The sequence below is a fragment of the Citrobacter sp. C1 genome, from assembly GCF_014596895.2.
In the GTDB taxonomy this organism is placed as follows: domain Bacteria; phylum Pseudomonadota; class Gammaproteobacteria; order Enterobacterales; family Enterobacteriaceae; genus Citrobacter; species Citrobacter gillenii.
On the sequence record NZ_CP115035.1, the window covers coordinates 2,489,211 to 2,502,362 of the forward strand.

At 51.4% G+C, this 13,152-nt stretch carries 12 protein-coding genes and 2 pseudogenes; 6 read left to right on the forward strand and 8 right to left on the reverse strand.

What is annotated here, in order from left to right:
- Positions 1–12 precede the first annotated feature (12 nt).
- A complete protein-coding gene (locus IB214_RS11980; RefSeq protein WP_117342779.1) occupies positions 13–906 on the forward strand; it encodes a LysR family transcriptional regulator in 894 nt (297 codons plus the stop codon).
- A 34-nt stretch (positions 907–940) separates the two neighbouring features.
- Here the strand turns inward: IB214_RS11980 and IB214_RS11985 are convergent.
- A pseudogene (locus IB214_RS11985) lies at positions 941–1,225 on the reverse strand (aldo/keto reductase); the annotation flags it as partial.
- 450 nt (positions 1,226–1,675) lie between these two features.
- Here IB214_RS11985 and IB214_RS11990 point away from each other — a divergent pair.
- The 3 genes from IB214_RS11990 to IB214_RS12000 all read left to right on the forward strand — a co-directional run bounded on the left by IB214_RS11990 (position 1,676) and on the right by IB214_RS12000 (position 3,789).
- Positions 1,676–2,725, forward strand: coding sequence for an NAD(P)-dependent alcohol dehydrogenase (locus tag IB214_RS11990; protein WP_117342778.1), 1,050 nt, complete (start codon positions 1,676–1,678; stop codon positions 2,723–2,725).
- Between the two features lie 125 nt (positions 2,726–2,850).
- Positions 2,851–2,973, forward strand: coding sequence for a hypothetical protein (locus IB214_RS11995; RefSeq protein WP_244207862.1), 123 nt, complete (start codon positions 2,851–2,853; stop codon positions 2,971–2,973).
- Positions 2,974–2,997: 24 nt separating this feature from the next.
- A complete protein-coding gene (locus tag IB214_RS12000; RefSeq protein ID WP_117342777.1) occupies positions 2,998–3,789 on the forward strand; it encodes a carboxymuconolactone decarboxylase family protein in 792 nt (263 codons plus the stop codon).
- Between the two features lie 89 nt (positions 3,790–3,878).
- Here IB214_RS12000 and IB214_RS12005 read toward each other — a convergent pair whose 3' ends face one another.
- Complete coding sequence (locus tag IB214_RS12005) at positions 3,879–4,778, reverse strand: LysR family transcriptional regulator (RefSeq protein WP_117342776.1); 900 nt, start codon at positions 4,776–4,778, stop codon at positions 3,879–3,881.
- A 220-nt stretch (positions 4,779–4,998) separates the two neighbouring features.
- On the opposite strand from IB214_RS12005, the gene IB214_RS12010 reads away from it, so the two are divergent.
- Positions 4,999–5,871, forward strand: coding sequence for an aldo/keto reductase (locus IB214_RS12010; RefSeq protein ID WP_117342775.1), 873 nt, complete (start codon positions 4,999–5,001; stop codon positions 5,869–5,871).
- Positions 5,872–5,923: 52 nt separating this feature from the next.
- Here IB214_RS12010 and IB214_RS12015 read toward each other — a convergent pair whose 3' ends face one another.
- The 6 genes and pseudogenes from IB214_RS12015 to IB214_RS12040 all read right to left on the reverse strand — a co-directional run bounded on the left by IB214_RS12015 (position 5,924) and on the right by IB214_RS12040 (position 11,728).
- Entirely contained in the window at positions 5,924–6,988 is a 1,065-nt protein-coding gene (locus IB214_RS12015; protein ID WP_117342774.1) for an alpha/beta fold hydrolase, read from the reverse strand.
- Positions 6,989–7,126: 138 nt separating this feature from the next.
- A complete protein-coding gene (locus tag IB214_RS12020) occupies positions 7,127–7,888 on the reverse strand; it encodes a carboxymuconolactone decarboxylase family protein (protein WP_117342773.1) in 762 nt (253 codons plus the stop codon).
- The gene (locus IB214_RS12025; protein ID WP_117342772.1) at positions 7,866–8,345 is read right to left on the reverse strand and encodes a cupin domain-containing protein; all 480 of its coding nucleotides are present in this window, start codon (positions 8,343–8,345) and stop codon (positions 7,866–7,868) included. Before IB214_RS12025 ends, IB214_RS12020 begins: the two co-directional genes overlap by 23 nt.
- Before the next feature lie 64 nt (positions 8,346–8,409).
- Positions 8,410–9,867, reverse strand: a complete 1,458-nt coding sequence (locus tag IB214_RS12030) for a heavy metal sensor histidine kinase (RefSeq protein ID WP_117342771.1) — start codon at positions 9,865–9,867, stop codon at positions 8,410–8,412.
- Positions 9,868–9,882: 15 nt separating this feature from the next.
- Entirely contained in the window at positions 9,883–10,563 is a 681-nt protein-coding gene (locus IB214_RS12035; protein WP_012606387.1) for a heavy metal response regulator transcription factor, read from the reverse strand.
- 14 nt (positions 10,564–10,577) lie between these two features.
- Positions 10,578–11,728 (reverse strand): annotated as a pseudogene (locus IB214_RS12040) (aldo/keto reductase).
- Positions 11,729–12,002: 274 nt separating this feature from the next.
- Here IB214_RS12040 and IB214_RS12045 point away from each other — a divergent pair.
- A complete protein-coding gene (locus tag IB214_RS12045; protein ID WP_223240235.1) occupies positions 12,003–13,028 on the forward strand; it encodes an alpha/beta hydrolase in 1,026 nt (341 codons plus the stop codon).
- Positions 13,029–13,152: the final 124 nt, after the last annotated feature.

A 13,152-nucleotide genomic window follows, 5' to 3' on the forward strand; every position in this document is an offset into this window, starting at 1 on the left:
AGGAAATCGCCTATGCTCAAAGAAAACTTCAACGAACTGCAAATCTTTCTTGTGGTGGCAAGGGAGCGAAGTTTTACCAAAGCAGCGGGTAAACTGGGGGTTTCTCAGTCTGCACTCAGCCACGCGATGAAGGCCCTGGAGGAAAGGCTGAATATCCGCCTTCTGACCCGCACGACCCGAAGCGTTGCCCCTACAGAGGCTGGTGAGAGAATTATTGCCTGCCTTGAACCGCGTATTGCCGATCTTGAACAGGAGCTGGAATCGCTGGTTCAACTGAACGGTACTGCCTCCGGCAATATCCGTTTATCTGCCGGGGAGCATGCCGCGCGAAGTCTGGTCTGGCCGAAGCTAAAACCCTTCCTCAGGGAATATCCGGAAATTAATCTCGAGCTGGTGGTGGATAACGGCTTTGTCGATATTGTTGAGGGGCGTTTTGATGCCGGGATCCGACTGGGTGAAAGCGTGGATAAGGACATGGTTGCGGTAAGAATTGGGCCGGAAATGAGAATGGCCGTAGTGGGAGCCCCATCTTATTTCGCTACAAACCCTGCACCCCAAACGCCGCACGAGCTACAAAATCATCGGTGTATCAATATGCGCCTGCCGACAGCCGGTGGGCTTTACCACTGGGAGTTTGAGAAGGATGGGAAACCGTTACGGGTCAGAGTGGAAGGGCAGGTCACATTTAATCTGCAGGCAGAAAGGATTGATGCGGCGTTATCCGGTTTTGGCATCGCCTGTATACCTGAAGACAGGGTGCAGGATTATATAAAGTCAGGAGAGCTTATTCAGGTTTTGCAGGACTGGTGCCCATCTTTCCCCGGATATTACCTCTACTACCCGAGCCGTAAGCAGCATCCGCCGGCTTTTGCGCTGTTGATCGATGCACTTCGCTATTCAGAGTAACGGGCCCGCATTTTGCTGTGGACCCGTTTGGGCATTAACGGCCTACGCGTGCCTGGTGTTCAGGAGAATAACGTTCACCGACGATTTTAATCGTTTCAAGCGCCTGGGTTATCTGCCGTGAGTCATCCTGTGAAAGAACAATGTCGGCAGCCGCCAGGTTTTCTTCCAGCCGGTGTAGCTTGGTGGTACCAGGGATAGGAACAATCCACGGCTTTTGTGCCAGCAGCCATGCCAGCGCGATTTGTGCAGACGTTACACTTTTCTCTGCCGCCAGTTCACCCAGCAATGAGACCAGCTTTTCATTGGCTTAATCAAGGGAAGACGTTGCGATGAGGATAAAAACGCGGGTAAAACCAAAACAGTGAAAGCGCTGATCGATTTTCTGATAGCCACAACGGTGTGATAAAAACCAGCAATCCACTGTTAAGTACAGAGCGGTGAATCTCGTGGACGTTTATGATGATCTCTGCGATTTATTAATTATGTTCATTATTGATATCACAATTGTGCTGTTGTGCGGAGAAAGTCGTTGTTGTTACCTTTATGAACGTTTTGACGAATAATCTTCGCATCGAAATGGCACCAATTCATTAATTGGCGCGTCTCTTGCCAGATAACTGCACGCGCTAACCAGAGGCTTTACTGATTCTGAAATTGAAAAAGGGCGTTGTTATTAACAATCGTTAACAGGCGATACGGCTTCATCTGTCAAAATTATCTGATTGCATATTAAAACAACGCCATTTTTCCGTCACGATATGAGGTAGTTATGAAAACGGTTGGTTATGCAGCGCACACTGATGACGCGAAACTGGTTCCTTATCATTTTGAGCGTCGCGATTTACGTGAAAACGATGTCGCCATTGAAATACTTTACTGCGGCGTCTGTCACTCAGACTTGCATACGGTCAATGGGGACTGGGGCCCGCAGCCTTATCCTTTGATCCCGGGCCACGAAATTGTGGGTGTCGTCACGTCCGTGGGACCGCGCGTCAAAAAATATCATGTAGGCGACCATGTCGCCGTTGGCTGCATGGTGGATAGCTGTATGCACTGCGATCAGTGTGAGCATGGCGAAGAGCAATTCTGTCGTAACGGGATGACGCCTACCTATGGCGCACCGGACCGCTTGAGCGGTGAAGTCACTCAGGGTGGATATGCCAAACATATTGTCGTCCGCGAAGAGTTTGTACTGCGCGTACCGGAAAATATGGACCTGGCAAAGACCGCACCGATCCTTTGCGCTGGTATCACCACCTTCTCTCCGCTGCGTACCTGGAACGTGGGTTTGGGAAGTCGCGTTGGCGTGATCGGATTAGGTGGCCTGGGTCATATGGCGGTTAAGCTGGCCGTGGCGATGGGAGCCGAGGTGACCGTCATCAGCCGCAATAAGAACAAAGAGGAAGAGGCAAAAGCACTGGGTGCGAAAGGAATTCTGCCTTCTTCTGATCCACAGTCATTGCAGGATTCAGCCTGCGCATTCGATTTAATTATTGATACTGCGCCCGTTAAGCATGACCTGAATATCTATACCCCATTATTAGATATTGATGGCTCGTTAGTCATTGTCGGCCAGGTTGGTCTGATGGATGAACCGCTCACGATACCTCTGATCATGGGACGCCGTCGCGTTGCGGGTTCGCTGATCGGCGGCATTGCGGAAACTCAGGAAGTCCTGGATTTCTGCGCGAAGCATGATATCTATCCTGAGTGCGAAATGATTAGTATCGATCAGATAAACGATGCTTTCACCCGCCTTGCACAGGGAGACATGGCCCACCGTTTCGTCATTGATATGGCCTCGCTGAGCGCAGAGTAAGCAGATACTGCAGGGGAGGAGAAAATAAGTGACTTACCTTCCCGGTTGACCACCGAAGGTTCACCCGAAGGAACGACAGCAAAAAAAGGGATATAACGATTTATGCCCCATGGGGAAATCTGGCTATTTTTTATAAATCCCATAGTTATGTGTCTGGCTTAATTAAACTGGGGCAATTAGATGAGCCTGACGCATTGCCCGTCCCCCCTGATGCCTACAGCGCCAGATTTGAACTGATGACAGAATAATCGTCACTCGGCGGGAGAACATGAATGATAAACAGGGCATTCCTGGCGATTGTTTCTCTGTTATTGATGAGCGGATGCGTTTCCCAAACCACGCAAAACAGGAGTTTGAAAATGACACCAGAAGATACACATGGTGCTGTCGCTCAAGTCGCGCCCGCTATGGCTGCGTATGCTGAACGATTTATTGAAAAGGATCTCTGGAATCGTCCGGAGTTGTCGCGTCGCGACCGCAGCCTTGTCACAGTTGCTGCACTCACCAGCCGCAATGATACGGCTGAGCTTCCGCACTACCTTAACGTGGCGCTGGATAGCGGCGTTAAGCCTGCTGAAATCTCTGAAGTAATTACCCATCTGGCATTTTATGCTGGCTGGCCAAATGCCACCTCTGCGGCGCTGGTTGCCCGCAACGTCTTTGCGCAACGCCATATCGATACGGCGTCATTGTCAGGGGATAAAGTGGATTTCCTGCCTCTTGATAAAGCGTCGGAAAAGCAACGTGCCACGATGGTTGAGTCAAACTTTGGCAAGGTATCACCAGGTGTAGTGAAATATACCACGGATGCGCTATTCCTTGACCTGTGGCTGCGGCCGGGTCTGGCACCACGGGACCGAAGCCTGGTAACCGTCAGCGCACTGGTTACCGCCGGACAAGTGGCGCAAGTGCCGTATCATCTTAATCGGGCGATGGATAATGGTTTGACCCAGACTCAGGCCTCAGAGGTCTTGACACAGCTGGCCTTTGTGGCGGGCTGGCCAAACATTTTCTCGGCATTACCCGTATTTAAAGAGGTATTTACAGGCAGAAATCACACCTGACGGATGACGATGAGCAAAAGCCAGGACCTGAACAGGTGCTGGCTTTATTCTCCCTGGAGTCATATGTCGTTAATCCTGCCAGGGAATACTCAGGGATGTTTGTAGTGGCGCAGCGCGTCAATAACGAGCTGGAAAGCTTTCGAGTGATTTCTGTTTTCCGGGTAGTAAATGTAATAACCATCCCAGTAAGGACACCAGTCTTCAAGGACGCTAATCAGTTCGCCGTGGGCGAGCTGTTTCTCAGCGATATCACGGGGAACATATGCCAGTCCGTATCCTTCTATGGCAGCCTGTAGATTCTGATAGATACGGCTAAACACAAGCTGACCGCTAACTTTGACGTTCAGGCTCTTACCCTCTTTTTCGAACTCCCAGACATACAAATTACCGTGAGTTGGAAACCGAAGGTTGATGCAGTTGTGATCAATAAGATCGTTAGGATGCTGCGGGTAAGGGTGACGGGAAAAATAGTCAGGAGAACCCACGACGGCAAAGCGTACATCCGGGCCGATACGCACTGAGATCATGCCATTAGATATTTGCTCTCCGAGCCGCGTTCCTGCATCAAAGCGGCCGGAGACAATATCCGTCAGCGCATAGTCATCAATCAGCTCCAGAGTAATATCCGGGTATTCCTTGAGTAGCGGCTCAAGCTTGGGCCAGATAACAGAGCCGATCGCATAATCTGACGTTGATATACGTACCGTACCGGCAGCTTTACTGTTGAGATCCTTCAGTGACTGTAATCGCCCCTGGATCCCATCGATATAAGGGCCGAGGTCATCCAACATGGATTGCCCTATATCGGTCAACGAAATACTGCGCGTGGTTCGGGTCAGAAGTTTCATCCCAAGACGGGATTCGAGGGTTCGAATGGTATGGCTGAGGGCTGATTGTGAAACGCCTAAATGCGCCGCTGCTTTGGTAAAGCTCTTTTCACGCGCGACGACTATAAACGCCATTAAATCATTAAGGTTTTCCCGTGCCAACCTGTGCCCCTTACTGCCAAAAGAGAGTGAAGGGGTAGTGTAGCGTAATGCATAGCGAAGGGGCACTTAATGGATGGGCAATTTACTGATTTTAACCGGGTTGGCTTCAGAGGGCGTAATTTATGAAAATCGTGCATAAGTCATATCAGATTTCGCGCCTTACTCATGTCTGTCTTTTTATTCTAGAATGATTGATTAGGTATAACAGAGGAATTCAATAGTGGATTATTCATTATTAAACAACAACCTGAAAATGCCGATGGCTGGCTTTGGTGTTTTTCAGGTAACAGATAAAGAAGAATGTAAACAGTCTGTATTGACTGCTATTCGTGCTGGCTATCGCCTTATCGATACCGCAGCAGTTTACGGTAATGAAGATGCCGTTGGTGACGCAGTGCGCGAGGCCATTGCCGAAGGGTTATGTAGCCGCGCAGAGCTATTTATTACCTCCAAACTGTGGGTACAGGACATGGCCAATTACGATATGGCCAAAGCAGGGATTGAAGCGTCGTTAGAAAAATCTGGGCTGGAATATTTTGACCTTTATTTACTGCATCAGGCCATGCGTGATTATTTCAGCGCGTGGCGTGCACTGGAAGATGCCTATGATGCCGGTAAGCTTAAGGCAATTGGGGTGTCCAATTTCTATGCTCATGTATTAGCAAACTTCTGCGAAACCGTCAGAATCAAGCCAATGGTGAATCAGGTTGAATTGCATCCTTACTTTGCTCAGCCTGCTGCACTTGAAACTATGAAGTATTACAACGTTCAGCCGGAAGCATGGGCGCCCTTAGGTGGCGGAAGACATAAGCCCTATGAGAATGAAATGCTGCAACAAATTGCCGATGCTCACAAAAAAACGGTTGCTCAGGTTGTCCTGCGCTGGAATGTACAGCGTGGTGTCACTGTCATCCCTAAATCCACCCGTCAGGAACGTATTGAAGAGAACTTTGCCATCTGGGATTTCTCATTGACTGAGAGCGAAATGGCGCAAATCAGCTCACTCGATTTAGGCTACGTTGGTGATGCCGTGAAACACTTTAATCCTGAATTTGTGCGTGGCTGTCTTGGTGTAAAAATTCACGATCGTTAATGCTGATATTAGTATTGAGCCTTCAATAATGAAGGCTCAATACGACTTCTTTCTATTGCAGATTTTTCTCTTTCAAAAACTGACTCACCAAATCAGCAATCTGCACATTATTTAAATCAGAGAACGGGAAGTGGGTATTCCCTTTGATTCCCACTTCTGGCAGATGCGTCACCGTCACATCCCCGCCATGTTTGTTCACTACGTCACGCCACTCGCGAGCCATTGCTAGACGTACGCGCCAACTGTCCTGCGCGGGCATGGCGACAGGTTTATCCGGTATGTTATCGCCGTAAATAATCAGAATCGGGATTTTGGTCAGTGCCATAAACTGCGCCATTGGCACAGGCTCACCCTTCAGCGTGTCGAATGCGCTTGGCATAGGGGCAGGGAGTTCTTTTTCCGGGAAGACAAAGCTGCTGCCTGGCTCGAAGGCGACAATGGCTTTGACCTTGTCATTTTTCATCGCCGTGTACCAGCCTGGTCCGCCACCCTGAGAGTGGGTGAAGAGGATAGCGGGGCCGGATTTATCCACGACGGCGGACATCGCATCAGAGATGACATTGATATCAAACGGCCCGGTATTTGGGGTCATCTGACGGAAATACTGATTCAGTGCTTCTTTGTCGTGAGAGAACTGAACGCCTTTAAAATACTCTGGCCACACGCCAACGCGGAACTGGTTGAACCACATCTGTTCATCCGGTTTTGGCGTAACAGTACCTTCTACAGTCGTGCGACCGGCGCTGCCCCGGCGTGGCTGATCGACAAGATAAGTTGAGAACCCGCGACGCAGGAAGATGTTCTGGAACCCTTCGCGACCATCCGGGGTACTTTCCCAGGTACGGGAGAACTGACCTGCGCCGTGCAACATGACGATAGGGTATTTATGCGGATTTTCCGGAATTTGGTAGAACACAGAGGCATGATCGCCATGATAGGTTTGGCCAGCAGAATCCAGCGGCTTTTTCGCGTCAAATGTTCCAGGCGCGGTGATGATAGTGCCACCTGCAGAAAAGCTTCCCTGTTCCTGAATGACCAGCGGCTCGGCATAGACCGACTGAGCCACCAGGCCACCCGCCATGATGCAGATGGCCAGCGTTTTTAAGATTGTCTTCAATATTACATCCTCTGTTATGTTTGCCGTTCAATCATATCTGAGTTGTCAGCGTTAATTATTTAGCACCCCTGATTGCCCTTATTTGGCAGACTCATGAATGCGGACGATTAACTGCGTATCGTCTCTAGCCAACTTAACTTATCTGCTATCGAGCGCCTGCTGTAACGCCTTTTCAGCTCGCGTTGCTGCATCACTTTCGCCATGTTCACGCAGCACCTTTGCCAGTTGGCGCAACTGCGCTGCCGTCAGGCCGACCCGCATGCTGGCTCGCGTATGTGACAGCAGTTGTGATTCCACGCCCGGAGTGGCGGCTAATGCGCCAACCGTTGCCAGCTCGCGGCTTTGCCAGTCGAGGTTATCGCGGGCGAAAATATCGCCAAACAGATGCGTTTGCAGGAACTGGTTAATCACTGGGGCAAAATCAAACAGCGGGCCCTGGACGGGAGCGCCTGAGATTTTTGTCTGGTTTGCGGTACCGACACGGCGAAGTTCATCCCCGACAGGGATCGGGGCAACCGGCTCTTTACCCTCAAGGTCTTTGATACCACGTTGTTTACGTGCTTCGACGACCTTCATCAGTTCATTAAGTGCATTCAGGCTACGGGGGAAGCCCGTATAGGCATAAAGCTGAACGAGAATCTCTTTGGTTTCGTTTATCGTGAGCCCGGCGTCAAGTCCCTGATTCAGGGCTGCATTCAGCTTATCCATCTGACTGCTGGCCATCGATGCCGCAATCAACGGGATGGCCTGTTGGCTGGCTGACAGCGTATCTGAAACCGTTTGTTCGTGGTTCATTTCTGAGGCTCCTTTGTTGCCGGGCGCAGCATGCGCTGCGAGACCAAAACCAAAGGTCAGCAGTACCGCTGCCGTTAATGCCTTAATGGGCGTGGTATTGTTCATCTGTCACTTTCTCCATCCAGTTAACGCTTTTGCCATCCACAATCCCGGTTATCGCCAGATGCGTCATCGCGCTGCCGGGTGCCGCCCCGTGCCAGTGTTTGACGCCCGCCGGGCAAGAGACAACATCACCGGCGCGGATAACCTGCACCGGCTGGCCTTCTTGTTGGGTGAGCCCCACACCCGAGGTCACAATCAGCCGCTGGCCTGCCGGATGCGTATGCCAGGCGGAACGCGCACCGGGTTCAAACGTGACATAAGCCCCGGAAACAGGGATGTCGTTATCCGGCTTGAAGAGAGGATCAACCCTGACGCGACCGGTAAAGTTATCGGCTGGCCCGAACACCGCATTCTGACTTCCTGCGGGGGCGATATGGACAGCGGGATTTTGCTCCGCTGCCCAGGATGAAAATGTGAAGAGGGGCAGTAACAGCCCGAGGTAACGTAAATGTCTAATCATACAAAGCGTCCTTATCAATGAAGAGGGGATTGCCTGCGATGATTTTATCGAGAGTATGATGACGTCAGACTGACGCCCCCCTGACAATTCTGTCAGTTAACCCTGGTCCCGGTTCAGCGTCGGATTGAGCATTGCCCGCCGCTTTATCCGCTTGTATCGCAAAGGTGAGGCCGAAAGTATTGATGCCACTTTCACTACGGGCAAAGGCATCTCCCCGGTGCATAATGGCGACGGCGCGTACAATTGACAGGCCCAGCCCATGATGGGTATCACTTCTGGGCCGGGAGGTGTCAACGCGATAAAAGCGCTCGAAAAGTCGGTTTAAGTGCTCTGGTGCTATCGGATCGCCTGGGTTTGAAACTTCAACACAGGCCTGATGACATTTTTCGCTTAAGCGCACCGTAACCGTGCTGTTGGAGGGGGAGTGTCTTGCGCTGTTTTCCAGTAAATTAGCCAGTGAGCGGTGGAACAGCCGCCGGTCGATATGCGCGGTGACGTCCCCCTCCACATCCAGAGAAAGCTGTTTTTCCGCAAATGAGGGTTCAACATACTCCGCTGTTTTCAGGGTTTCTTCTCGCAGAGACACCTGGGTAAGCTGGGAAGCATGTTCACCCGCGTGAGCATGAGACAGGAACAGCATGTCGTTAACGATAGACGTCATGCGTTCCAGTTCTTCCAGATTAGAGCCCAATAACTCTTCCAGTTCATCCTGCGAGCGTCGGCGTGATAGCCCTAACTGCGTCTGACCAATCAGATTAGTCAGTGGGGTACGGAGTTCATGTGCAACATCGGCATTAAAGCTTTCGAGCTGCCGCCAGGCGATTTCCTGACGCGCTAACACGCCATTAAATGATGATGCCAGTTGCTGTAGTTCTTCGGGCAATGCGCGGGTATTCAGGCGCTGACTATGGTCTCCCGGTGCGAGATGCTGGGCCTCTTTACTGAGTGCTTCAACGGGACGAAGACCTATCCTTGAAACGACGTATCCCAGTAAGGCGACAATCACGACGCCCAGTGCGGTAATGATTAGCAACGTCCGGGTGAAGGCATTCAGTGTGCCCATATATGGCGTGGAGTCGATTGCAACAATATAGCGCAGCTCAGGTCTGTCACCGTTGGCGGGGATCGTTTTCACTAACAGAAACAGTGAGCATGCGCCTTCCGATGCGCCCGGTACTTTATTAAAGCCCTCCTGCAAAGAAGACCACTGAACGCCCACCGGCGGTGTTCCCCCCATGCTAAAGCGCGGGTTATCGCTCACTATCCAGTAGCGAACGCGCTCACCTTCAGAATTGGTTAATACGGTAAATTTATTGGCAAGCGTTGACCAGCCGTCAGCCGACGTTCGTGCAGTGATCCACGGGCTCATTAATGATTCGCGGAACAACAGTTCGTTGTGCATCTGCTTTTGCAAAGAGTCATGCAGGGAGCTTCTGAGCAGGATACCGATAACGGACACAATCAGCAGCGCGGATAAGGCAAACATCAGCGCTAGATGAACGGAGATGGAACGTTTAGGCATGCTTATCCCCTTCATTTATTCGGACCGGACTTCGAGGACATACCCCATGCCACGAACGGTATGTAATAGCTTGATATCGAACGGCGCATCCACTTTGGCTCGAAGTCGTTTAATGGCCACTTCAACCACGTTGGCGTCGCTGTCAAAATTCATGTCCCATATCTGCTCAGCTATCATCATCTTTGACAGAATCTCTCCTTGGTGTCGGGCAAGAAGGCTCAACAGGGAAAACTCTTTCGCGGTCAGCTCCAGCCGTGTTCCGGCGCGAAATACCCGGCGAGCCAGCAGGTCGAGATGCAGATCGTGAATTTGCAGTTGGGTAATGTCTGCGCCATCCGTAGCGCGGCGACGCACCAGCGCCTGAATACGCGCCACCAGTTCAATAAGCGAAAAGGGCTTGGGCAGATAATCATCCGCGCCAAGACGGAGCCCTTTAACGCGCTCGTCGACCGAGCCGCGTGCCGAGAGCATTAGAACCGGCGTCTGTTTGGCTGCTCGCACACCCTCAAGTACCCGGTAGCCATCCATCCCCGGCAGCATCACATCCAGTATTATCGCGTCGTAGTCGAACTCCAGCGCGTAATGAAGACCTTCCGCGCCATCTGCAGAGACATCTACCGTAAATCCGGACTCGCTCAACGCACGGTTGAGATAGGTTGACGTTTTTTCTTCATCTTCGACTAACAACAGGCGCATAACGGGACTTCCTCTTAACTTTTCAACGGTGCTTCAACATCAGAATAAACCTGCACAGCATCCGGCAGACGTTGACCCTGGATAGTGATCGCATCCAGTGAGCGGGTGAGTTCGGTCATCTCAGCGGAAGTCAGCGACACGCCGGTAGCCGCCGGGTCTTTATTGGTGGTGCCAGGGATGGGAACAATCCAGGGTTTACGGGCCAGGAGCCATGCCAGTGCAATCTGCCCCGGCGCGGCTTTTTTCGTATTGCCCAGGATTTTAGTCGCTCTACCAGCTGTAAGTTGTGTGGCAGGTTATCAGGCGAGAAGCGTGTTTCTGTCGCGCAGAAATCACCGGCAGCGAACCGGGTATTCTCATCAATCCAGCCCGTTAAAAACTGCACGCCGAGTGGGCTCCATGGCACGAACCCAATGCCCAGCTCTTCACATACCGGAAGTACCTGCTTTTCAGGGCCACGCCAGAGCATGGAGTACTCACTTTGTACGGCGGTCACGGGTAATGCCGCATGGGCGCGTCTCAATGTGTTGATGCCCATTTCAGACAGCCCCCAGTGCAGGACTTTCCCTTGAACCATTAAATCTTTCACCGCACCGGCGACATCTTCGATTGGGATCTGCGGATCAACACGGTGCTGATACAGTAAATCGATACGATCGGTACGCAGGCGTTTGAGCATGTTCTCGACGACTTGCCTTATATGCTCCGGCCTGCTGTTAAGGCCCGGCAGACGCTTACCCGTTTGTTGGTCAATGTTCCAGCCAAACTTAGTGGCGATAACGATTTTGTCCCTGAACGGGGCGACGCCTTCACCGAGAATTTTTTCAACTTCAAACGGGCCGTAGGCTTCAGCGGTATCGAAGAACGTGACTCCTTCATCAAATGCCCGGTGGATGATATTGATCATCTCGGGACGCCAGGGAGCAGAGGTGTCGTATTTGCGACTCATGTTCTGCACGCCCAGACCGATGGCTGAGACTTCCAGTTGCCCGAGTTTACGTTTGCTGGGTGGAGCAGGGCGTTGGCGGGTTTGTCTGGATGAATCTACCTGAGATGATTGGCTCGCCGCTGATACGTGCGGAATCAGCGAAGCGGCGGCAATGCCCGCTCCGGCGGCTAATAGCTTGCGTCGCTCTGGCATTGTTGGGTCATTCTGGCTTTTCATTGATCGCTCCTTTTCTCAGAAAATTGAACGTGAATCTCATTTAAGCGAGACCATTCTGCCTTCTGATTGCCAACATAAAGCTGACGGTTACCTGACAGCGCTGTCAGAAACATTTATCCATCCCAGTCCGTTTCCTGACAAAAATGTTATTTTCCTGTCACGATGCTGACAGTCCTCTCCACCTAATCTGAGCCTGCAAATTTGATTCCGCGAGCCTGAATAACCAGGCCGACACTCATCGGGAGAGACCATGAAATTCACGCTTATCAGTGCAATGCTACTCACGGCAATGGCTGGAGTGACCTCAGTCAATGCGGCTGATTACAAAAAAAATCCATTCACACTCGTTTATGACGGTGCCATTACTGAGAACGTCAAAGGCAAGGTCAACATTCACCCCGTGAAATACGATCTGCACGGCATCCAGATTGCTGCGAATGTTTATACCCCAGCTAACTACGATCCCGCCAAAAAATACCCTGCCGTGGTGGTCGCGCATCCTAATGGCGGCGTAAAAGAACAGGTCGCCGGGTTGTATGCCCAGCGTCTAGCCGAGCAGGGTTACATCACAATTACCGCCGACGCGGCGTATCAGGGCGCCAGCGGTGGGATGCCGCGCAGCGTGGATAAACCCGCTTATCGCATTGAGGATATCCACGGTATGGCTGACTACATCAGCCAGTATCCTGGTGTAGATACCGCCCGCCTTGGTCTGCTGGGTATTTGCGGTGGCGGCGGGTATTCACTTGTTGCGGCTGAAACTGACAAGCGGTTTAAATCGATAGCCACCATCAGCATGTTTAATTCAGGCCTTGTGCGCCGCAACGGTATGCAGGATTCACAGCTGGATACTACCCAGCAGCGTCTTCAGCAGGCTTCTGACGCTCGAGCTCAGGAAGCTGCCGGAGGCGAAGTGCTTTACTCCGGTGATGCCAACCTGACTGATGAACAGATTGCTAAATTACCTTTCGCCTTGTATCGCCAGGGCTACGAGTACTACTGGAAAACCCACGCGCACCCAAACTCCACGTTTAAATACACCACCAGTAGTCTTCTGGATTTGATGAGCTTTGACGTCACGGACCATATCAATCTCATTAATAAACCGCTGCTGATGATTGCCGGTACAAAAGCGGATACGCTCTATATGACTGAAGATGCGTTCGCGAAAGCCACCGGTACGAAGGACAAAGAACTCTTCCTGATCGATGGCGCTACCCATATCGAGACGTATTGGGTGCCCAAATATGTTGATGAGGCTTTGCAAAAGTTGGACGTCTTCTTCGATAAGAATATTTAGTTAGCCTCTAATGAAGCCCCAGCCTTGCAGGCTGGGGTGTGTCCATTAGCTGTCGCCACTTTCCGCTTGCGTGTTCACGCGATAGACCCAGATTAACGAAGTTGCGGTTAAAGATAATTACGCT